Raw genomic sequence first — 21406 nt, 5'->3', positions numbered from 1 at the left:
GCCGGGGAGTATCTCATCCTGCCGGGGCGGGGATGGCCGCGCGCGGGCCGGTTGCCGGCAGCACGGCCACGACCAGGCAGGCGAGCACCGGCCACAGCAGGTACCGGAACTCGGCGCTGGGCGCCGCCAGCAGCAGTGGCGCGCAGAACAGCCCTGCCGACGCGAGCAGCGGCCAGGCCAGCGGATGCCGGCGGCGACGGGCAAGCGTCGCCAGCAGCGCGACCAGCGCGTAGGGCCACAGCGCGAACACCGGTGTCGCCGCCAGTCTGGCCAGGCCACGCACGATGCGATCGCGCAGCCGGTTGTCCGGCAGGTGGGCCGGCGGCCCGTGGCCGGGCTGCACCATGCCCGGCGACAGCACCAGGCCCACCGGGCGCGCCGCAGGCGCCAGTCCGAACAGCAGGCGCGCAAGGCGCAGTCGATGACCGGCCATGGCTGCTGGATGGTCCAGCCAGGTGGCCAGCCAGGCGCTTCGCAGGCTCGCCAGGCGCGCCGGATCGGGCGGTTGATAGAGGCTGATCAGCAACTGGCCGGTGTCGAAGATCGGGGTGTTGCTCCAGGGCGTGAACGCGGCCGCCAGGGTCGCCACCTGGAGATCGGGGTGGCGCCAGTCGGCGGGAATCCGCATCTCGTCCTCGGCAATCGACACCGCGGCCAGGTCCCAGACCGCGATCACCGGCCAGACCGCCCGCTGCGCCACCGCCGGGTGACGGTTGGGCAACGCCGCCGCCAGGGCCACCACCGCGGTGAGGGCCAGCGCGGCAAGTGCACGGCGAACCGGCCCGGTGACGCCTGCCAGCACGGCGACGTACCAGCCCAGCGGCGGCACCAGGGCGATCGCGTTGTGACGCCAGGCGCAGGCCAGGACCAGGGCCAGCAGGGCGAGCGCCAGCAGCCCGAGCCGGGATCGGCCGGACGGCCGGTGCCCGGCATGCACCAGCGCCGCCAGTGCCAGCACCGCGAAGGCCGCCATCGGCACGTCCTTCCACAGGTGCATGGCGGTCGCCAGCACCGGCGGCGAAAGACCCAGGACCAGCACAAAGGTGATCTGCGCCGCAGGGCGCCGGAACAGACCCGTCGACAGCCAGGCCAGCGCGCCCCACAAAAGCAGGGTGTGGACCAGGAACAGACCAGCCGGTCCGGGCAGCAGGCGGTCGGTCAGCGCCCAGCTCCAGGCCATCGCCGGCGGATGCACGCTGGTCCAGGCGCCGGTGCGGGCCTGGTCGAGCTGCTCAGCCGAATCCGGGCTCATGAAGCCCGGCCAGAACACCGCCAGGAACGCGGCGGCACCCAGCGCGGCGGCAAGCCAGGCAGCGGCGGAGGCAGGTGTCGAGCTGCGGGTCCGGGTCAAGGCGTCCGCTCCACCGGTGGTTCGCCGTCCTGGGGCGCGGTTGCGGACCTGCGCCCCCGCGGCGCGTCTGCCGTGCCCCGCCGACGGGTGCCGCCAACCACTCCTGACGGCAAACCGGCGCTGCTCATGGCCGGGCCCGTCCCGTGCGCGTCGTGGCGGGTGCCAGCGCCACCATGCCGGCCAGGGCGACCAGGGCCAGGCTGGGACCCAGGTAACGCAGCTCGGCGCTCGCCGCCAAAGCCGCGAGCGGCAGGGCATAGGCCCAGGCCGAGCCGACCAGGGCCAGGCCCAGCCAGGCCCGCGGGTCCCGGGCACGGCGCCGCCAGAAGACCACCGCCAGCACCATCGCCGCCAGCAGCCAGGGCCAGGGCGCCACCAGCGGATGGCCGGCGGCCGCAGCCAGGATCCGCGCCAGGCCCTGGCGCACCGGGTCTTCGGGAATCGCCAACGGCGGGTTGTCGGCGAGCGCGACATGACCGGGCGAGAACGCCTGCGGGGGACCCAGCCCGGCCGGTGGCAGGCCGAGCTGGATGCGCGCCAGGCGCCAGCGATGGCCCCAGTACGCCCCCGGCGCGCGCCAGGGCAGCGCCAGCCAGGCCTGGCGCAAGGCCTGCCGCTCGGCCTCGTCGTAGGGCTCCAGCAGGGACAGCTTGAACAGCCCGGGCGCGAACAGTGGCACGTTGTTGTCGGGCCGGAAGTGCGGGCGCAGGTCCTCGACCGCCACCTCGCCCTTGCGCAGCGTCACCGGCACCTGCATCGCGCCGGTCGCCAGCGAGACCGCGGCCAGGTCCCACAGCGCCAGGGTCGGCCAGAACTCGACGCGCTGCACGGCCGGATGCCGCGCCGGCAACTGCGCGAGCACCGCCAGCACCAGGGTCGCCGCCAGCGTCGGCACCAGCAGGCCCAGGCCGCGCAGGCGACCGGCGCTTCCCCGCCAGATCAGCCAGGGCAGCAGCGGCAGGGCGGCAGCCAGGCCGTTGTGGCGCAGCGCGGCCACCGCCAGCAGGCAGCCGGCGGCAGCCAACAGCGGGCCGCGCCGAGCCCTGGTCCGACCGGCATCCGCCAGCATCAGGGCGGCCGCCAGCGCCAGCACCGCCATCAGCAGGACGTCCTTCCAGACGTGGCCGAGCAGGCCGAACAACGGCGGCGCCGCACCGGCCAGCAGCACCGCGGCGACCTGGCTGCGCGCGCGCCCAAAAACGCTGGCGGCGGCCAGGGCGATCGCCGTCCACCACAGCGCGAGCTGGACCAGCAGGGGACCGGCCGGCCCGGGCAGCAGCGGTTCGGTGCCCCGCCAGAGCAGCGCCATCAGCGGCGGGTGGTGGTCGCTGAACTGGCCGTGCCGCACCTGGTACCACTGGTGCGCGGTGTCGAAGCTCACGTAGCCGGGCCAGAACAGCCAGGCGCAGCAGGCGAAGGCGGCCAGCGCCGTCCAGGCCGCCGGCGGCGGGCGCCAGGTCACGGCTGGTGCTCCAGCGCCAGATAGGCGACATCCTGCATCTCGATCAGGCGGCTGGCGGTGCGCTGGAACTGGCCGGCGAGTCGGCCGTCCGGGTACAGCGCCTCGGCCGGTGCGGCGGCCGCCACCAGCAGCTTGACCTTGTGGTCGTAGAAGGCGTCGACCAGGTGGATCATGCGCTTCGCGGCGTCGTCGAGGTGCGCAGGGCCCAGCGCCGGGACGCCGCCGATCAGCACCGTGTTGAAGCTGCGCGCCAGCTCCAGGTAGTCGGCGACCGCGCGCGGCCCCTGGCAGAGCACCGCGAAGTCGAACCAGGCGACGCCATCGGCCAGTGCCCGTGCCGGGATCGCGCGGCCCTCGACCTCGAGCGCGCCATCGTGCTGCACCGGGCCCGGCGCGAGCGACTGGAAGCGCGCCGCCAGGGCGGCATCGGCGCGCGCGCTGTCTGGCTCGACCAGGTAGACCGGTGCCTGGCGCAGGCTGCGCAGGCGGTGGTCGGTGTCGGAGACCAGTTCGACCACCTCGCACTGCGTCTCCAGGTGGGCGATCGCCGGCAGGAAGCGGTTGCGCTGCAGGCCGTCGCGGTACAGGTCCGCCGGCGCCGTGTTCGAGGTGGTCGCAAGCACCACGCCGGCGCCGTGCAGGCCGCGCAGCAGGCCGGCCATCAGCATGGCGTCGCCGATGTCGTGCACCAGGAACTCGTCCAGGCACAGCAGCCGGCACTGGCGGCGCAGCGACTGCGCGAACCTGGGTAGCGGGTCGGCGACCCCGGACAGGCGCAGCTCGCGCAGGGCCTGGTGGACTTCGCCCATGAAGCGGTGGAAGTGGCGGCGTTGCACCGTACCCGTGGGCAGTTGACCCGCCAGCAGGTCGACCAGGAAGGTCTTGCCGCGGCCGACCCCGCCCCACAGGTAGAGGCCGCGTGGCGCCGGCACGGTGGCGCCGGGACGCAGACGCGCCAGCAGGCCGGTGCGCGCTGGCGCGAGCAGTTGCCCATGCAGGCGGTCCAGGTAAGGCAGCACCCGGCGCTGCGCCGGGTCGTCCTGCCAGCGGCCGGCCTCGACGCCGGCCTGCCAGGCGGCCGAGGGCGCCGCCGTGGGCGCTTCAGGCATCGCGCAGCGGCGGCAGGTTGCCCTTGACGGCGTTCTTCAGGGCGCCGCGCAGGTCCATCAGACGGCGGTGGAAGAAGTGGCCGGTTTCCGGCATGCGGATCAGCTGCACCGGCGGTTTCACGGTCGCCGCCCAGTCGAACACCGCCTGCGGCGAGACCACCTCGTCCTCCTCGCCCTGGATCACCAGCCACGGGCAGTCGGGGCGGCGCAGTCCGGCCATGTCGAAGTTCTCGACCGCCGGACCGATGCTGATCAGCTGCCGCACCGGCAGGTCCTGGGCGGCGCGGGCGGCCACGTAGGCGCCGAACGAGAAGCCGGCCAGCCACAGCTGGTCGCCGGGCCGGACTTCTTCCAGCCAGGCGGCGATCGTACGCACGTCGTCGGCCTCGCCGGCACCGTCGTCGTAGCCGCCGGCGGACGCGCCGACACCGCGGAAATTGAAGCGCAGCACTGCCAGGCCCAGCTCGCGCAGACTGCGCGCGGTCATGGTCACCACCTTGTTGTGCATGGTCCCTTCGTGCAGGGGATGCGGGTGGCAGACGATCGCGGTGCCGGCACGGGTCTTGTCGGGCTCGGGCAGCTCGATCATGGCCTCGATGGCGCCCGCCGGGCCGGCCAGCGTCAGTTCCCCGGACTGCGCCGGGAAGCGGTCGGCGATGGTCATGGCTTCAGCCGCTCCGTACCCGCAGCGCAGCCAGCCGCCACCGCCCGGGGCACGGGCGGGTGCCGGGCAGGTCGCGGGCGACGGTCAGGGAGCCGACCGGCGGAAACGGGGCGAGGGCGCTGTTCACGTGCCGATGACTATAGCGCAGGGGCCTGGCCGCCCGGCACCACGCCAACCGCGGCTGAACGTCGTGCCGGCGCCCGCGGAAGGCACTTGCGGTCGCCGTGAATCGGATTCACAATCGCGCCCCTTTCCTGAACCCACTGGTATGGCAATCCACCCAGACCGCCAGCAAGCCATGGCGCGGCGCGAACAGCTGATCCTGGACACCGCCCGGGAGCTGCTCCAGCGCGAGGGCCTGCTGACCCTGCAGATGTCCCGGCTGGCGCGCGCCTGCGGGCTGGCCGTGGGCACCTTGTACCTGCACTTCGACACCAAGGAAGACCTGCTGCTGGCGCTGGCCACGGGCAATGCCGAAAGCCGGCTCGGCCTGTTCGCGCGCGCCGCTGCATGGAACGGGCCCAGCCGCGAGCGCCTGCTGGCGGTCGCCGTGGCCGACACCCTGGCCCAGGAACAGGCGCCGGAGCTGTTCCGCCTGCAACAGTACGTGCTGACCGAAGTGGTCTGGAACGCCGCCTCGCCCCGGCAGCGGCAGCGCATGCTCGATGCCACCGCGCCGATCCAGTCCCTGCTCGACGGCATCGTCGCGCGGGCGATCGCCGATGGCGACCTGCCCGACACCCACGGCATGGCCGCGCGCGAGCTGGTGCTCGGCGCCTGGTGCCAGTGCCTGGGCATGCACACCCTCGCCCATGCCGAAGGCCTGCTCGACAGCCACGAGGTCAGCCAGCCCTACCGGCTGCTTTTCAAGCAGCTCAACCTGTTGCTCAACGGCTACGGCTGGCTGCCCCTGATGGCGCCGGTCGACGATGCCGCGGTGGCCGCCCAGGTCGAGCGCCTGTGCCGGCACGTATTCGACCTGCCCCTTCCCGTCTGCGCGGCGCACGCGCGCCGCCTCGCCCCCGATTCCAGCCCTGCCACGGAAGCTTCCCGATGAACCGACGCGACCGCACCGTCCAGCCGCACCGTTCCACCGCCCTGCGCATGCTCCTGATGCTGATCGTCGTCGGCGCGGTGTTCGGCGCGATCTTCGGCCTGAAGTGGTACGGGTCGAAGATGATGAACCAGGCGATGGACAACATGCCGATGCCGCCGGCCTCGATCAGCGCCGCCGTGGTTCGCCAGGAACAGTGGGGCGACAGCCTGGGCGCGGTCGGCAGCCTGGCCGCGGTCAACGGCACCCGGGTCACTACCGAGGCCGCGGGCGTGGTCAGTGCGATCCGCTTCGAGTCCGGCCAGCAGGTCGCGCGCGGCGAGGTGCTGCTGCAACTCGAAGCCAGCACCGAGCTGGCCAGCCTGCGCGCACTGGAGGCCGGCCTGCGCCTGGCGGTCACCCAGCGCGACCGCTTCCGCGAGCTGTACGAGGAGCGCAAGCTGGTCGCCCGCGCCGACCTCGACCAGCGCGAGAGCGAGGTCGAGCAGTTGCAGGCGCAGGTCGAGGCGCAGCGCGCCCTGATCGCCCGCAAGACCATCCGCGCGCCGTTCGCCGGCCGGCTCGGCATCCGCCGGGTCAACCTGGGCCAGTACCTCAACCCCGGCGACGCGATCGTCAGCCTGCAGTCGCTCGATCCCATCCACCTGGACTTCAGCGTGCCCGAGCAGCGCCTGGCCGATATCCGTACCGGCCTGCCGGTCAGCGCCCAGGTCGACGCCGCGCCGGGGCGCAGCTTCGAGGGCACGGTCACCGCCATCGAACCCGAGGTCGACGTCGCCACCCGCAACGTGCGCGTGCAGGCGACCCTGGCCAACCCGGACGGCCTGCTGCGCCCGGGCACCTCGGCACGGGTCGCCGCCGGCCTGGGCGAACCACGCACGGTGGTGGTGATCCCGCAGACGGCGGTCAGCTTCAACCCCTACGGCAACTCCGTGTACGTGATCGGCAGCAGCCAGGTGGCTTCCGCGGGCGGCGACAGCGATGTCGCAGGTCCCGGCCAGGCGTCGCCCCCGGTGCAGGTCGAGGGCGACACCCTGACCGTCAGCCAGCGCTTCATCCGCACCGGCGCCAGCCGCGGCGACCTGGTCGCGGTGCTCGAGGGCCTGCGGCCGGGCGAACGGGTCGCCACCAGCGGCCTGCTCAAGCTGCGCAACGGCGCCACCGTGGTGATCAACGACCGCGTCGAACCGACCGCCGAGGCCGATCCGGCCCCGGACAACCGCTGAGCCCGCGCCACCGCATCGCCAGGAGGCGCCCCCGCCCATGAAGTTCACCGACATCTTCGTCAACAAGCCGGTGCTGGCCAGCGTGGTCAGCCTGTTCATCCTGCTGCTCGGCCTGCGCGCCGGCAGCGAGCTGAACGTGCGCCAGTACCCGGAACTGCAGAACGCGGTGATCAACGTCACCACCGCCTACTTCGGTGCCGACGCCGACCTGATCCAGGGTTTCATCACCACGCCGCTGGAGCGCGAGGTCGCCAGCGCCGAGGGCATCGACTACCTGGTCAGCAGCTCCACCGCCGGGATCAGCCAGATCCAGGCCTACCTGCGCCTGGACTACGACCCCAACGAGGCGCTCACCCAGATCGCCGCCAAGGTCAACAAGCTGCGCGGCGAGCTGCCGGCGGCCTCCGAGGACCCGGTGATCGAGCTGCAGCAGGGCGAGCAGATCGCCGCCATGTACCTGTCGTTCTCCAGCGAGATCCTCAGCAACAACCAGATCACCGACTACCTGGTGCGCGTGGTCGAGCCGAAGCTGGCCACCCTGCCCGGCGTGCAGCGCGCGCAGATCCTGGGCAGCGGCAGCTTCGCCATGCGGGTGTGGCTGCGCCCGGACCGGATGGCGGCGCTGGGGGTCACCGCCAGCGACGTCTGGGCGGCCCTGCAGAACAACTCGGTGCTGTCGGCGGTCGGCGCCACCAAGGGCCAGATGGTGTCGATCGACCTGACCGCGCGCACCGACCTGCGCAACGAGGAGGAATTCCGGCAGCTGGTGGTGCGCGAGCAGGACGGCGCGATCGTCCGCCTGGGCGACCTGGCCGACGTCGAGCTGGGATCGGAGAGCTACGGCAGCTCGGTGCAGTTCAACGGCGACAAGGCCACCTTCATCGGCGTGTTCGTGTCGCCGGACGCCAATTCCCTGGATGTGATCCGCGCCGTGCGCGAGGTCTGGGACGGCGAGATCATCCCGCAGCTGCCCGAGGGCATGCACGGCGCCATCCCCTACGACAGCACCCGCTACATCGAGGACGCCATCGGCGAGGTGGTGCGCACCATCGTCGAGGCGGTGCTGATCGTCATCGTGGTGATCTTCCTGTTCCTGGGCTCGCTGCGCAGCGTGCTGATCCCGGCGATCGCGGTGCCGCTGTCCCTGGTCGGCGCGTTGTTCCTGATGCTGCTGATGGGCTTCACCATCAACCTGCTGACCCTGCTGGCGATGGTGCTGGCGATCGGCATCGTCGTCGACGACGCGATCATCGTGCTGGAGAACATCCACCGGCACATCGAGGAGGGCATGCGACCCAAGGACGCTGCCCTCCGCGGCGCCCGCGAGCTGGCCTGGCCGGTGGTGGCGATGACCACCACCCTGATCGCCGTGTACCTGCCGATCGGCTTCCTGGGCGGCCTGTCCGGCGCGCTGTTCATCGAATTCGCGTTCACCCTGGCCGGCGCCGTGCTGCTGTCCGGCGTGATCGCCCTGACCCTGTCGCCGATGATGTGCGCCTTCCTGCTCAAGCCGCACGACGCCGGCCAGGGCCGGCTGGCGGCCTGGCTGGATGCCCGGTTCGAGTCGCTGCGGCGCGCCTACCTGCGGCGTCTGCACGGCGCCCTGGAGACCAAATCGGTGATCGCCGTGTTCGGCGCCCTGATCCTGGTGTCCACCTACTTCCTGTTCGTCACCTCGCCCAGCGAGCTGGCCCCCGAGGAGGACCAGGGCTTCGTGTTCTTCGTCGGCGAGAGCGACCCGTACAGCACCCTGGACTACCTGCAGCGCTACACCGACGAGGTGGTGGTCATCGCCGAGGAAGTGCCCGAGGTCGAGAACATTTTCCAGATCAACGGTTTCGGCGGCGGCGGCGGCGGCTCGACCAATTCGGCGATCGGCGGCTTCGTGCTCAAACCCTGGAGCGAGCGCGAGCGCAGCACCAAGCAGGTGCTGGAACAGGACATTCAGCCGCGGATCGGCGAGATCGCCGCGCTGAACAGCTTCGCGGTGATCCCGCCGGCCCTGCCCACCGCCGGCGGCGGCGGCACGCCCGTGGAGTTCATCGTCGGCGGCACCGGCAGCCTGGAGGTGATCCAGGAACTGGCCGGCGAGATCCTTGGCCGCGCCTACGGCAGCGGCAAGTTCATCTTCCTCAACACCGACCTGAAGATCGACAAGCCGCGCGTGGAGATCCTGGTCGACCGCGACAAGGCGGCCCTGCTCGGCATCGACATGCGCACGCTCAGCACCGACATGGCGGCGATGCTGTCGGGCGGCTACGCCAACCGCTTCGCGCTGGAGAACCGTTCGTACCGGGTGATCCCGCAGGTGCAGCGCAGCGATCGCCTGAACCCGGACCAGCTCGGCAGCTTCTACACCCGCGCCCGCAGCGGCGACCTGGTGCCGCTGTCGACCCTGGTGACGCTGCAGGAAAGCGTGCAGCCGCAGCAGCTCAAGCGCTTCCAGCAGCTCAACGCGGTGACCATCTCGGCGGTGCCGCGGCCGGGCGTCACCTTGGGCGAGGCGCTGGGCATCCTCGAGCAGGCCGCCGCCGAGGTGCTGCCGCCGGGCTACTCGGTGGACTACGCCGGGCAGTCGCGCCAGTTCAAGACCGAGGGGTCGGCGCTGATGATGACCTTCTTCTTCGCGATCGTGGTGATCTACCTGGTGCTGGCCGCGCAGTTCGAGAGCTGGCGCGACCCGCTGATCATGCTGATCACGGTGCCGATGGCGATCTGCGGCGCGATGATCTTCGTGTCGCTGGGACTGACCACGCTCAACATCTACACCCAGGTGGGACTGCTGACCCTGGTCGGCGTGATCTCCAAGCACGGCATCCTGATCGTCGAGTTCGCCAACAAGCTGCAGGTCGAGTCGGGACTGGCCAAGCGGGCGGCGATCGAGGAAGCGGCGTCGATCCGCCTGCGGCCGGTGCTGATGACCACCGCCGCGCTGGTGTTCGCGATGGTGCCCCTGCTGATCGCCACCGGCCCGGGCGCCGCCTCGCGCTTCGCCATGGGCCTGGTGATCGCCAGCGGCATGACCCTGGGCACCGCGTTCACCCTGTTCGTGCTGCCGGCCATGTACCTGTATCTGGCACGCGACCACGGCGGCACGCTGGAGACGCTGCCGCCGCAGGGCCACGGGGAGCCGGTCGGGGTCTGAGTTGTCGGGACTCGGGACCCGGGACCCGGGACTCGGGACTCGGGGCTCGAGACTCGGGGACCGGGGACCGGGGACCGGGGACCGAGCATCGGGGATCCGGGCTCATTGAGCGGAGCGCGCTCTGCTCCCCTCTCCCTCCGGGAGAGGGGCCGGGGGAGAGGGTCGGGGCTGGCCATGATCTTCACCGTCGTCGCTCCCGGCGCGTGCGCTGGCCGGGGCGGCCCTCTCCCCGGCCCCACCCCCCGCAAGCGGGGGCGGGGGGAAGTGCGGTGCCGCGGCGCTGGCGGCGCGCGGCGTGGAGCGGATGACGGACCTGGCTCCGAACCGGGGCCGGGGTACGACGCGGGTCAGGATGGCAGCAGGCGGGGGCGGGCAGGTGCCGGGACCGCGACCCGCGATCCGGGGATTGGCGCGGGGCGCGGCTGGCGTATCAGGGCTGCTCGATAGACTCGAGCCGCAACGGCAGGCCGGTCAGGCGTTCCAGCGGCAGCGGCCACAGGCCGAGCGGTTCGAGGTCGCGCATCGCCTCGTCCGGCGAGCGGCCCAGGTACTTCACCGCGTAGGCCGCGTACAGCAGGCCGGCGCGCGCGCCGGTGCCGCAGTGCAGGAGCACCGGTCCGTCGCCCGCCGCCACGGCAGCGGCGAATGCATCCAGGATTTCGGGACGGTAGCCCTGGCTGCCGGCGATGCCGTGCTCGGCGTAGGCATACCCCAGTTCGGCGGCCAGTGCGGCCTCGTCGAAGGGCACCACCTTGCGATCGGCCATCTCCGCCGGCGTGCGCACGTTGAATACCGAGCGCACGCCGTCGGCGCGCCAGGCGGCCAGGTCTTCGGCGGTGGGCTGGGCGACGATGATGATGTCGTCGCGCACGAGTGCCTTGGGCCGGGCCGATTCCGGCGCCGGTGCCGGTGCCGTGGTGGCCACCCGTGCCGTGCCGGCACAGGCCGTCAGAAGGAGGAGGAAGGGCAGGACGAGGGCGGGGCGGAGGGTCATTGTTCTGTCTTGGGACTCGGGGCTCGGGACTCGGGACTCGGGACTCGGGACCGGGGACCGGGGACCGGGGACCGGGTACCGGTATCGGACGCTGAGGACGACAGGGGCCTCGCTCGTGCGGCGGGGAAGCCGGCTGGGGGCAGACAGGGGGTATCGGGACGCGGTCGGCGCCCGCGTGCGGATGGCGGTCAGAGACGACGGCGCTGACGGGGGCCGGGACGGATCGAGTCGCCGCACTGTCGACTCGGGCTCCGACAGGGTGAGCGCGAAGCGTGGCGCTGCGACCGCTCGACGGCGGACGCCCGCTTCGGCTCAGGGCGTCAGGTCGACCCAGACCGGATCGTGGTCGGAACTGCGCCAGGGATCGGCGGCGTACAGGCGCCGGCCGCCGGTCTCGGCGGCGTACTCGAAGCCGGGCAGTTCGTCGGCGTTGGCCGCCCAGGTGCCGGCGGCGCGCACCCTGGCCGCCAGGTCGCCACCGGCCAGGGCGTGGTCGAGGCGGCCGGACTGGCCGCGGAACACGTAGGTCCAGGCCGGCGGATCGCGGCCTGTGAGCAGGTCGGTCCAACCGGCCGAGGTAAGCACCCGCAGCGGCGCCTCGCGGCCATGGGCGTTGAGATCGCCGATCACCAGCACCTGGCCGGCACCGGTCCCTGCCGGATCGGTGGCCAGCCAGTCCGCCAGACGACGCGCGCTGGCGACGCGCAACGCATTGAAGCAGGCCTGGCCATCGCCCTGGTCCACGTCGGCATCCTCGGCGCGGTCGCAGCCACCCTTGGACTTGAAGTGGTTGACCACCACGGTGAACGGCACCCCGTCGTCGCCGGCCACGAAGGCCTGGGCCAGGGGCACCCGGCTGCCGCGGTCGAACGGGGGTTCCTCGAGGGCATGGGCGTCGCCCAGCGGACGCACGCGGTCGGCCCGGTACAGCAGGCCCACCGCGATCTCGTCGCTGCCCAGCCGCGGCCGGCCGTGGTCCAGTCCTTGCCAGTCGCCGCTGCCGCGTCCCTGGGCGAGCGCGCCGGCCAGCTCGACCAGGGCGCTGTCGGCACCGCCGCCGTCGTTCTCGACCTCCATCACCGCGACGATGTCGGCGTCCAGGGCGCGCAGGGCCGCGACCAGCTTGTCGCGCTGCTGGCGCTGCTGGCCTGGGGTGGCGGCGCCGCGCGCGGTCGGATAGCCGGCCCCGCGGCCGTCGCCGTTGAAGAAGTTGAGCACGTTGAAGCCGGCGACGCGCACCGCCCCGTCGCTGCGTGCCGGCGCTTGCGGGCGGGGCGCCTGGTTCACCCGCGCCACCGGACCGGTGGGCTGCAGTCGCCAGGCGCGGTGCCGGCGCTCGATCACGCCTTCGATGCCCTCGACGGTGCTGCCGACCCGGTAGGGGCTGCGCGCCGAGGGCGGCGCCGGCAGGTGCGCGAGGGCGCGTGGCCAGGGGTCCAGGCGGGCATCGTCGAGCACCAGGCTGCGCCGGCGGTTGCGCTGTTCCTGCCGGCGCGCGGCGCGGCCCGGCGCGGCCAGCTCGGTCGGTGCGTACAGACGGCCCTCGAAGGCCAGCAGCAGCTCGCCGAAACGCAGCAGGCCGTCGTTGCCGGAGATCACCAGCGGCCCGGGCAGGCGCACGCGCATCCCCGACAGCGCCGCCCAGTCGGCCGGCGGCTCGGCGAGCTCGAGCGCGGCCGGCAGCTCGCCGGGGCCGCAGTCGAGCAGGTCGGTGACGTCGCGCAGCGCCCATTCGGACTCGGCCGGATCGTCGCTGCGCGCCCACAGGCCGCGCACGCGCAGGCGCTGGCCGATGCGCACCGGGCCGCGGCCGGGATCGTGGGCGACGAACACGCCTTCAGGCGTGGTGGCATCGCCATCGTCGTCGCCGGCCGCGCTCTGCAACACGAAGCCGCCCAGGCCGTCGCGGAAATCGGCGACCACCACCGCTTCCAGTTCGACCCGGCCGAGCTGGGCGATGCCCTGGCCACGTGTGCGCGGCAGGCCGGCGATGGCGGTGGCGGGCTCGCCGCAGGCGAACCGTACCTCGCGTGGCGGGGCCGGCAGGGGCGCGGTATCGCGGTCCCGCGAGCAACCGGCCAGCGCGGCCAGGACCAGCAGGGCCACAGACGACAACGCCGCCCTGCGGCGGCGTCGGTGCCGGGCTGGCGGCCAGGCGCGCATCAGTTGACCGCGTCGATCATCCAGTCGACCGAGGCGGCGACCTGCTCGTCGGTCAGCGAGGGATTGCCGCCGCGCGGCGGCATGATGCCGTCCGGACCCTCGTAGCCCTCGATCGCGTGGCGGACCAAAGTTTCCCGGCCTTGCGCAAGGCGCGCGGTCCAGGCGGCGGCTTCCATCTTCGGGGCGCCGCCGGCGCCGGTGTCGTGGCAGGTCCGGCACAGGCGCTCGTAGATCAGGCCACCGTCCAGGGTGCCGCCGTAGGCGACCTGCTGCTGGGCGGCGGCCGCGGCCGCCGCGGCGGCGGCGGCGCGCGCCATCTGGCCGGACTCGCCGGCATAGACCGCGCCGACCGGCGCGATCCGGGCCTCGACGGCGGCGACCTGCTCGGGCGCCGGATCGCCGGACTTCGCGCCGCCGTGCACGATCAGCGCGACCACGATCAGGACCACGGTCAACACCACGAACCCGGCGATCAGGGAGGCGAATTTCTTCAGGAAGACGATGTCGTAGCTGTTCACGTCGAAGGGTCTCGGCTGCTCGGGCCTGAAAGCGCCGCGCAGTATACCAGCGGCGGGGCGCAGGCCCGGGGCGGGCCGGGGAAGCCTCCGTCCGCTCAGGTCCGGGCGGCGGGGCTCGGACTGGGCCAGACGCTGGCCAGGGGGTCGAACTCGAGCTGGTCCATGGCGGCGGCGCGGTGACCGAAGCCGGTCACCGCCAGCACGCCCTCGGCCATGGGATCGAGGCCGAAGGCATCCTCGATCTCGCCTTCGTTGATCGCGGCGGTGATGAAGGCGGCCAGGCCCAGCTCGGTGGCGACCAGGTACTGCAGCTGCGACAGGTGGCCGGCATCCAGGTTGATCGCCCGCCAGGCCTTGGCGTGGTTGCGGTACTTCCAGAAGGTGCGGGCGAAGCGGGCGACCAGCACCACCTGCACCGGCGCCTCGATGAACCAGGCCTGGTGGGCGACGAAACGCTCGGCCAGACCGGCTGTCTGCGCCAGGTCCAGCGCCTGGAGCGGTTCCAGGGCATGCTCGACGGCGTGGTAGTGGTACAGACCGGGCGCCAGGCCCTCGACCCGCCGGACCAGCAGGTAGGCCTCGACCGGATGCAGGCCGCCCGCCGAGGGCACGTTCTTCTTGAGAACCGGCACGCCGGTGACCTCGCTGTGCGCACGCGCGCCGTACACGCGCGACAGCACGCTGGCCAGGGTCGCCAGCGGCAGCGGCCGGGCCGGGTCGAAGTTCCGGCAGGTGACCCGGCGTGCCAGCAGCGCGTCCAGGGCGCCGGCCTGCGCCGGTGGCAAGGCCTGGCGATGTTCGGGCGGGCAACGCGGCTGCACGACCGGTGGCGGCGGGCCCATGCGCGCCAGGCGCTTGGCGGCCAGGGCGCCATCGGCGTCGACGCCGTCGTCGGCATGGGCGGAGCGGGTGTCGATGCCGCGCCAGCGCAGGTGCCGGTGCGCCACCGCCGACAGGCCGCGCCAGTGGCCGTCGCGGACCGACTGGTCGGCACGCGCCACGGCATCGTCCTGGTCCTGCGCCAGCAGCAGGCCGGCCGCGTGCAGGGCGTCGAGGGTGGCAGGGTCGTGGCCGGCGGCCAGCAGTTCGTCGCGGTCGCTCCAGTCCTGCGGGGAGACCGCGCCCAGCAGGGCCAGGGCCGCGGCATCGACTTCGGTCTCCGCGTCCAGGTGCGCGGCCAGGGCCAGCCAGCGGCGCCGGGCCAGCAGCCGCGGCTGGCCGGCGACCAGGGCGTGGAGGTCGATTTCACGCGTTTCGCGCGGCTCGATCAGCAGGGCGTGGCAGCGACGCAGGCGCATAGTCTACGGGTTCACGTTATTTGATCGTGGGAACGGCAATACTCTGCCCCTATTCGCCAACCGAGGAGTTTCCACCGTCATGGACGCAACCGCCTTCACCGACCTGCCTGCCGCCTGGGCCGCCGATGGTGCCACATCCGATCCGCTCGCCCCGACCACTGCGGCCGGCGCCATCTCCCCGGCTCAGGGACTGGTGCTGATGGCGCGACTGGCCGACGACGACGCCTTCCGTGCCCGCTACGAGGTCGATCCGCGCGCCTGCCTGCGCGAGATCGGCGTTTCCGAGACGACGCTGCACAGCCTCCGGATGATCTGCTTCTGGCCACGCGCGCTGGCACCGAAGGCGGCGTTCCAGGCGCTGCTGGACGATGTCGAGGGCCAGGCTTTCGCGCAGGCGCTGGAGTTCCGGGTACCCAAGGTCGGCTGACCCGCCGCCTGCGTGGCGCCGGCATCAAGGCTTTGCCGGCCTGATGCCGGCCCGTCTCCAACTCCGGGGCCGACCCCCTTCCTGCGCGCCAACCGCAACGGCGCCAGCCGCGCACGTCTGCATGGTTGACGCATTCCCGGCGCCGGTTAGACTGCCGAGGACTTGCAGCCGCCGCATCGGCGGCATCCGCCACCCGGGGAGGTTCCACCATGAGTGCTTCGCTGCCGACCGAGCAGGGCGTCGCCCTGATCAAGCGCCTGGCTTCCGACGATGGTTTCCGTGATCGCTTCCAGGCCGACCCGACGTCGGCGATGGCCGAGGTCGGCATCGATCCTGGGGCCTGCAAGTCGCTGGATCAGACCTGCTGCGCGCCAAGAAAGATTGCGTCCAAGGAAGCCTTCGCGGCACTGCTTGAGGACATTGGCGGCAGCGCGTTCGCGGCGGCGATGGAGTTCAAGACGCCTCAGATCGGCTGAGGCCGGATGGGGTCGCCTCCACGGCCCTCAGACCGTCTCGGATTGCTCTTACTCGTCTTTGCAAGGCAGAACCGAGACCCGACTCCGACCACTCCGCCAAGAAGCGCTCCAGGTGCTCCTTGGCGAGCGCTTCATTGGCGGCCGCGAGTTCGTGTTCGGCCGCCATCAGGCGAACCAGACGGCTTTCCAGAACTCCGGGGAAATGGGTTATCCGGGTGCCATGCACATCGGCCCAGGCTCGATGCCGATGAGCGAGCAACCAGCCAACCTGCTCTCGCGCCTCTTCCTTGCGCCCGGCGGCATAGAACGCCTCGGCAAGGGCGTGACGCTGCAGCCAGAACTCGGTTCCATCCAGATGCGGCTGGAGCAATCCGATGGCCCGCTCGGGATCTCCCTCCAACAGTGCGAGGCGCGCACGTGCAAGATCGATGCGGGCATCGAGTTCCGGCCAACCGGCGCCGTGGAAGCCCGGCTCAATTTCGCCCAGCAGGGTCCGCGCCAGCGTGGAGTCGCCCAACCGGGTGGCCAACCAGGCCGCGGCGGACTTTCGCCGCACTGCCACCGCCCGATCCCTTGGCAAGGTCAGCGTCGGATCCGGCACGCGCCGGGCCACCGCCCTCAGACGCGCCGTCACCCTGTCCGCATCGCCGGTACGCAGCCAGTCCAGGTAGAGTTCGGCCAGCTGCAGCGCGTCATCCGGTGCGGTGCTGGCACTGACTTGGCCGCCTGCGATGCTTGCGAGTTTTACAGCCGCTCCCTCCAAATCGCCGGCATCGGCGGTCAGAAGGGCCCGACTCAGGCTGACGCCGAAGCTGGAAATGGCATCGCCTGAGGCGCGACCGGCATCCAGCGCCGCATAGGCCTCGGCGTAGTTGCCACGAGCGGCGTGTACGAAGGCGGCGTACTCGTTCTCGCTGACCAGGCCTGCCGCGTTTGCCAGGTCGAAGCGCTGCTGGGCAACCTGGAAATCCCCTTGGGCCAAGGCCAGCATCGCCCTCATGTAGTGCCCGATCCCGGCATTCGGATTCTGGCTGACCGCATTGCGCTCGACCGCGGCGACCGCCAGGTCCAGGTCGTTGGCGTCCAGCCAGGCCCGATAGGCAAGCTGACCGTGGGCCTGGAAATCGTCGGGATACAATTCGGCCATCCTTCGCCAGCGCCCGATCGCTTCTTCGGGGGGCAAAGTCAGGTTTGCCCTCACCCCCTCCAGGCGCAGCCGGTCTCGCTGCGCCAGGCGACTGTGCTCGTCCAGGCCGGCCAGCAGGGACAGGGCCTCGCTGAGTGAGTCGTTCCGGTCCTGGAGGACCACGGCCAACCAGAGCCGGGCCAGGGCGAAGCCAGGATCCATGGCGATCGCCTCGCGCATCAGCGCGACGGCATGGGCATGCTCGTTGCGCTCATAGGCCCGTCTCGCCAGCGAATAGGCCCGCAGCGCGTCCAGGTCGGCGGTCGCCGCCTTTTCCAGCGGCTCCGAGGCCTCGCTGATCGCGCCGATCGCCTCGCCCAGGCGGCCGCGCAGGCGGCGGGTGACGGCGTCCACCGAGGGGAGAACGGACGCCAGGCCGGCGCCGTCGGCGGACTCCGCCCAGACCGTCGCCTGGGTGCGCGGATCGATCACCTCGGCGGTGAAGCGGACCCGGCCGCCGACCTCGGCGACGCTGGGCAGGATCAGGGCCCGGGCGCCCTCGCGCACGGCGACCTCGGCGCCGGTGCTGCGGTCGACCAGGGAATCCGGGTCGCGCTGCATGCGCTCGAGCACGTTGCGCACCTGCAGGTTGCCCAGCACGTTGACGTGGCGCGACTGCTCCAGGCCGATCCGGAACGCCTGCTGCAGCGACTCGTCGAAGCGCACCTCGCCGGTCAGGTTGTTGAGGTCGGCCACCACCACCCAGTCGCGCGCGGTGAACGCGATCGCCGGCTGCGGCTTGAACAGGTGGTAGAGCGGCAGGGCGATCGCCAGCACCAGGGCGGCCGCCTCCAGGGCGAGCATCGCCGGGCGTCGCCACAGCGGCACCTCGCGATGCGCCTTGCCGGACCAGGCCGGCGCCTTGAGCGGCGCGATGCCGGTCTCGCCGACCTCGTGCACCGGCACCGCCTCGGGCACGCCCTTGAAGCGGAACCGGCCATGGGCCACCCACAGGACCCGCGCCAGCGCCGCACCGAGTTCGCCCTCGGCACGGCGCGCGATGCTGTAGGCGACGCCGGACAGCAGGATCTGCCCGGGCAGCGCCAGGCCCATCAGGCGGGCGGCGACCGGCTTGACCAGGCCCTCGACCTCGACCGGCTTGGCGCCACCGGCGATCTCCTCGGCGCTGTTGGGCCAGGTGACCACGTCGCCGACGTGGATGCCGGTGCGCGCCGCCATCGGCACCTGCTCGTCGGCGGCGAAGCGGCGCAGCGCGCGCTGGTAGTCGAGGGCGAAGCCGACCGCCTGGATCGGCCGGTCGAACATCAGCAGGAAACCGTCGGTCTTGTCGATCTCCTGGCCGCCGTGCTCGCGGATCAGACCGCGCACCATGCGGTCGTGGCGCCGGAACACCTGCGCCGAACGCTGGTCGCCCAGGCGCTCGACCAGGGCCGTGGAATCGACCAGGTCGAACACCACCAGCGTGCGCAGCACCGCGACCGCGTTCTGCGGGACGGTGGCGCTGGCTGTCGCGGGGGCGTTCACGGCCGGATGGGCTGCCCGTAAGGGATGGACAGCCGATTGTGGTCCCCTTTTTAGCGTTTTGCCACTGCCGGCGGCGCGGACGGCGCGGACGGGCGCCGTTTCCGCCCGCTCCGGCGCACCGCTACGGACGGGCGGGGAGGCCGCCCGGTTCGACCGGCCCCAGCCGCCGCTCGAAGAAGTCCGCGATCGCCCGGTAGACGTGCACGCGCATCCACGGCTGCGACAGGCCGTGCTTGCCGCCGGGGTAGGTCATCAGCTCGAAGGCGGTGCCGCGCTGCTGCAGGCGCGCCATCAGCTCGGTGCTGTGGGTGAACAGCACGTTGTCGTCGGCCATGCCGTGCACCAGCAGCAGGGGCGAGGTCAGGCCGTCCAGGTGCGGCCACAGGGCGCCGGCCTCGTAGCCCTCGGCGTTGCGCTGCGGGTGGTCCATGTAGCGTTCGGTGTAGTGGGTGTCGTAGAGCATCCAGTCGGTGACCGGCGCCACCGCGGCGCCGGCGGCGACCACGTCGGAATGCTTGGCCAGCATCATCAGCGCCAGGTAGCCGCCGTAGCTCCAGCCGAACACGCCGATCCGCGCCGGATCGACGTCGTCGCGGCCGCGCAGCCAGTCGATGCCGGCACGCTGGTCGCGCGCCTCGATATCGCCCATGCGCTGGAACAGGGCGTCCTCGAAGGCCTTGCCGCGGCGCGGCGTGCCGCGGTTGTCCAGGCTGAACACAACAAAGCCCCGGCGCGCCATGTACTGGTCGAACAGGTCGCCCCAGGCGCGGTTGACCAGTTGCCGTCCCGGGCCGCCGTAGAAGCGCACGAACACCGGGTGGCGGCGGTCGGCGCGGTAACCCGGTGGCTTGTACATGCGCCAGTGCAGGGCGCTGCCGTCCTCGGCGGGCAGGGTGCCGAACTCGGGCAGGACATGGCCCTCGCGCAGGGCCGCGTAGGGGTGGTCGCCCTCGACGGCATTGCCCAGCAGTACCGCGACCTCGGCACCCTCGCCGTCGCGCAGGCGCACCTGCGGCGGGTTGGCGGGGTCGCTCCAGGTGTCGATCCAGACCGCGCCGTTGCCGGCGAACACCGCCTCGTGCCAGCCCTCGCCGCTGCTGATCCGGCGCGCCTCGCCACCGGCCAGCGGCACGGCGAAGACCTGCCGGCCGAGCACGTCGTCGCGGTTGCCGGCGAACCACACCGTACCGGCCCCGGCATCGACCGCCAGCACCGCGTCGACCGCCCACTCACCGCGGGTGAGCTGGCGTTGCCGGCCGCCGTCGGCGCCGTGCACGTACAGGTGCCGCCAGCCGTCACGCTCGGAACTCCACAGGAAGCCGCCGTCGGGCAAGGGCCGCAGGTCGTTGTGCAGGTTGACCCAGGTGGTGGCGGTCTCGGTGAGCAGCACGCGCTGGCGGTTGTCGGCCAGGGTCGCCTCGATCAGCTCCAGGCGGCGCTGGTCGCGGCTCTGGCGCTGGAACCACACGGCCTGCCCGTCCGGACGCCAGTCGACACGCGCCAGGTAGATGTCGGTGCTGGGACCCAGGTCGATCCATTGCGGCCGCGGCTGCTGCGCGGCGACTTCGACCACGCCGAGCTGGATGTCGACGTTGTCCTGGCCGGTGCCGGGGTAGCGCTGCTCGACGGTGTCGACGCCGCCGGCCTGGATCTCGAAGCGCCGCTGCAGCGGCACGCGCGACTCGTCGACGCGCGCGAAGGCGATGCGGCTGCCGTCCGGCGACCACCAGTAGCCCTCGTGGCGGTCCATCTCCTCCTGGGCGATGAACTCGGCGCTGCCGTTGCTGACCGTGCCGCCGCCGTCCATGGTCAGGGCGCGGATGGCGCCGTCGGCAAGATCGACGACGTGCAGGTTCTGCTTGCGCACGAAGGCGACGCGGTCGCCGGCCGGCGAGATCGCCGGATCGGTGACGAAACCGTCGGCGGCATCGGCCAGGCGCCGGGCCGGTCCGTCGGGCAGCGGGTAGTGCCACAGGGCGCCGTCCAGCGGGAACAGCAGGGCGCTGCCGTCCGGCGCGTACAGGTAGTCGACGATGCCGGTCAGCGCGGCGATGCGCAGGCGCTCGCGGCGCGCCGCCTCCTCGGCGGAGAGCTCGGCACCGCCGCCCAGGGCGTCGGCATCGACCAGGCGCCGGGTCTGGCCGCCTTCGACCTCGTACTGCCACAGGTCCTGGCGGTTCTGGTCGTCCTCGCGGCCGCGCAGGAAGGTGACCCGGCTGCCGTCGGGCGAGACCTTCAGGCCGCGCAGGGTCGGGCCGGCCAGTGGCGGATCGCCGTAGATGCGCTCGATGGTCAGTTCGGTGGCCGGCGCGGCGCCGGCGGCAAGCAGCAGGGTCATGGCGGCAAGGACGATTCGCATGGCTGGGGTCTTCCGGTCGCGTCGCCCGCCAGCCTGCCCGCTTCGCCGCCGGCACTCAAGGGGCGCTGTTCAGGACCCGGCACCCGTCGCGCGTCGGCGGACGCAAGCGCGCGCAGGCGCGTTCCCGGCGGACGACTGCAGCCGTCAGTGCGACACCCTCTTTGCGGCGTGCATCCTCGCTGCCCGAAGCCGACCACGGCGCACGCTGGCACCCTCTCCAGGCGGCCTGATCAACGTCGTGTCTCAGCCCGGGATCGAGGCCAAGGGCCAGGACCCGGCGCTCGGTGAGCGGAGTGCGCTGTGCTCCCCTCTCCCTGTGGGAGAGGGGCCGGGGGAGAGTGCCGGGGCTTGCCATGATCTGCATCGTTGCCGGCCCAGCGGCGCGCGCTGATCAGGGCAGCCCTCTCCCCCGCCCCTCCCCCGCAGGCGGGGGAGCAGCTGTGTTCGATGTCAACCCCCAGATGCCCGGTTGTAGACGCGCGCTGGCTG

General features: G+C 72.4%; 15 protein-coding genes. 5 read left to right on the top strand and 10 right to left on the bottom strand.

What is annotated here, in order from left to right; genetic code table 11:
• Positions 1-13: 13 nt before the first annotated feature.
• The 4 genes from KF823_11210 to KF823_11195 form a co-directional block, all read right to left on the bottom strand.
• Positions 14-1351, bottom strand: a complete 1338-nt coding sequence (locus KF823_11210; protein ID MBX3726468.1) for a hypothetical protein — start codon at positions 1349-1351, stop codon at positions 14-16.
• Positions 1352-1475: 124 nt separating this feature from the next.
• Positions 1476-2813 (bottom strand): hypothetical protein, encoded by a 1338-nt coding sequence (locus KF823_11205; protein ID MBX3726467.1) that lies wholly within the window; start codon positions 2811-2813, stop codon positions 1476-1478.
• Positions 2810-3922 (bottom strand): AFG1 family ATPase, encoded by a 1113-nt coding sequence (locus tag KF823_11200; protein MBX3726466.1) that lies wholly within the window; start codon positions 3920-3922, stop codon positions 2810-2812. Before KF823_11200 ends, KF823_11205 begins: the two co-directional genes overlap by 4 nt.
• Entirely contained in the window at positions 3915-4586 is a 672-nt protein-coding gene (locus tag KF823_11195) for an alpha/beta hydrolase (GenBank protein MBX3726465.1), read from the bottom strand. The genes KF823_11200 and KF823_11195 overlap by 8 nt, the downstream gene beginning before the upstream one ends.
• Before the next feature lie 268 nt (positions 4587-4854).
• On the opposite strand from KF823_11195, the gene KF823_11190 reads away from it, so the two are divergent.
• From KF823_11190 to KF823_11180, 3 genes are read left to right on the top strand one after another with little or no spacing between them, the layout of a single operon-like run.
• Positions 4855-5643, top strand: coding sequence for a TetR/AcrR family transcriptional regulator (locus tag KF823_11190; protein ID MBX3726464.1), 789 nt, complete (start codon positions 4855-4857; stop codon positions 5641-5643).
• Positions 5640-6866 (top strand): efflux RND transporter periplasmic adaptor subunit, encoded by a 1227-nt coding sequence (locus KF823_11185; GenBank protein ID MBX3726463.1) that lies wholly within the window; start codon positions 5640-5642, stop codon positions 6864-6866. The genes KF823_11190 and KF823_11185 overlap by 4 nt, the downstream gene beginning before the upstream one ends.
• 37 nt (positions 6867-6903) lie before the next feature.
• Entirely contained in the window at positions 6904-10011 is a 3108-nt protein-coding gene (locus KF823_11180; protein MBX3726462.1) for an efflux RND transporter permease subunit, read from the top strand.
• Positions 10012-10441: 430 nt separating this feature from the next.
• Here KF823_11180 and KF823_11175 read toward each other — a convergent pair whose 3' ends face one another.
• The 4 genes from KF823_11175 to KF823_11160 form a co-directional block, all read right to left on the bottom strand.
• Positions 10442-11005 (bottom strand): hypothetical protein, encoded by a 564-nt coding sequence (locus tag KF823_11175; protein MBX3726461.1) that lies wholly within the window; start codon positions 11003-11005, stop codon positions 10442-10444.
• Between the two features lie 312 nt (positions 11006-11317).
• Positions 11318-13111 (bottom strand): ExeM/NucH family extracellular endonuclease, encoded by a 1794-nt coding sequence (locus tag KF823_11170; GenBank protein MBX3726460.1) that lies wholly within the window; start codon positions 13109-13111, stop codon positions 11318-11320.
• Between the two features lie 56 nt (positions 13112-13167).
• Positions 13168-13686 (bottom strand): cytochrome c5 family protein, encoded by a 519-nt coding sequence (locus KF823_11165; GenBank protein ID MBX3726459.1) that lies wholly within the window; start codon positions 13684-13686, stop codon positions 13168-13170.
• A gap of 95 nt (positions 13687-13781) precedes the next feature.
• A complete protein-coding gene (locus tag KF823_11160) occupies positions 13782-14984 on the bottom strand; it encodes a putative peptide maturation dehydrogenase (GenBank protein ID MBX3726458.1) in 1203 nt (400 codons plus the stop codon).
• Positions 14985-15063: 79 nt separating this feature from the next.
• Between KF823_11160 and KF823_11155 the strand changes: the two genes are divergently transcribed.
• Positions 15064-15411: an NHLP-related RiPP peptide gene (locus tag KF823_11155; protein ID MBX3726457.1), complete on the top strand. Its 348-nt coding sequence runs from the start codon at positions 15064-15066 to the stop codon at positions 15409-15411.
• 209 nt (positions 15412-15620) lie between these two features.
• A complete protein-coding gene (locus tag KF823_11150; protein ID MBX3726456.1) occupies positions 15621-15887 on the top strand; it encodes an NHLP-related RiPP peptide in 267 nt (88 codons plus the stop codon).
• Here KF823_11150 and KF823_11145 read toward each other — a convergent pair.
• Together KF823_11145 and KF823_11140 are read right to left on the bottom strand one after the other, a co-directional pair.
• Positions 15865-18558 carry a putative peptide modification system cyclase gene (locus KF823_11145; GenBank protein ID MBX3726455.1) on the bottom strand — a complete coding sequence of 898 codons (2694 nt, stop codon included), beginning with the start codon at positions 18556-18558 and terminating at the stop codon, positions 15865-15867. The genes KF823_11150 and KF823_11145 overlap by 23 nt on opposite strands.
• Before the next feature lie 121 nt (positions 18559-18679).
• Positions 18680-20917: a S9 family peptidase gene (locus tag KF823_11140; protein MBX3726454.1), complete on the bottom strand. Its 2238-nt coding sequence runs from the start codon at positions 20915-20917 to the stop codon at positions 18680-18682.
• Between the last annotated feature and the right edge of the window lie 489 nt (positions 20918-21406).

This window comes from Lysobacterales bacterium (genome assembly GCA_019634735.1).
In the GTDB taxonomy this organism is placed as follows: domain Bacteria; phylum Pseudomonadota; class Gammaproteobacteria; order Xanthomonadales; family UBA2363; genus Pseudofulvimonas.
The sequence above is the reverse complement of the archived record's forward strand: the minus strand, read 5'-3'. Positions and strand labels throughout refer to the sequence as shown.

What these genes read in the sequence shown, in the direction of transcription:
- KF823_11200 (MBX3726466.1), bottom strand. Translation starts at nt 3,922, where the DNA reads ATGCCTGAAGCGCCCACGGCGGCGCCCTCGGCCGCCTGGCAGGCCGGC.
- KF823_11195 (MBX3726465.1), bottom strand. Translation starts at nt 4,586, where the DNA reads ATGACCATCGCCGACCGCTTCCCGGCGCAGTCCGGGGAACTGACGCTG.
- KF823_11190 (MBX3726464.1), top strand. Translation starts at nt 4,855, where the DNA reads ATGGCAATCCACCCAGACCGCCAGCAAGCCATGGCGCGGCGCGAACAG.
- KF823_11185 (MBX3726463.1), top strand. Translation starts at nt 5,640, where the DNA reads ATGAACCGACGCGACCGCACCGTCCAGCCGCACCGTTCCACCGCCCTG.
- KF823_11180 (MBX3726462.1), top strand. Translation starts at nt 6,904, where the DNA reads ATGAAGTTCACCGACATCTTCGTCAACAAGCCGGTGCTGGCCAGCGTG.
- KF823_11175 (MBX3726461.1), bottom strand. Translation starts at nt 11,005, where the DNA reads ATGACCCTCCGCCCCGCCCTCGTCCTGCCCTTCCTCCTCCTTCTGACG.
- KF823_11160 (MBX3726458.1), bottom strand. Translation starts at nt 14,984, where the DNA reads ATGCGCCTGCGTCGCTGCCACGCCCTGCTGATCGAGCCGCGCGAAACG.
- KF823_11155 (MBX3726457.1), top strand. Translation starts at nt 15,064, where the DNA reads ATGGACGCAACCGCCTTCACCGACCTGCCTGCCGCCTGGGCCGCCGAT.
- KF823_11150 (MBX3726456.1), top strand. Translation starts at nt 15,621, where the DNA reads ATGAGTGCTTCGCTGCCGACCGAGCAGGGCGTCGCCCTGATCAAGCGC.
- KF823_11140 (MBX3726454.1), bottom strand. Translation starts at nt 20,917, where the DNA reads ATGCGAATCGTCCTTGCCGCCATGACCCTGCTGCTTGCCGCCGGCGCC.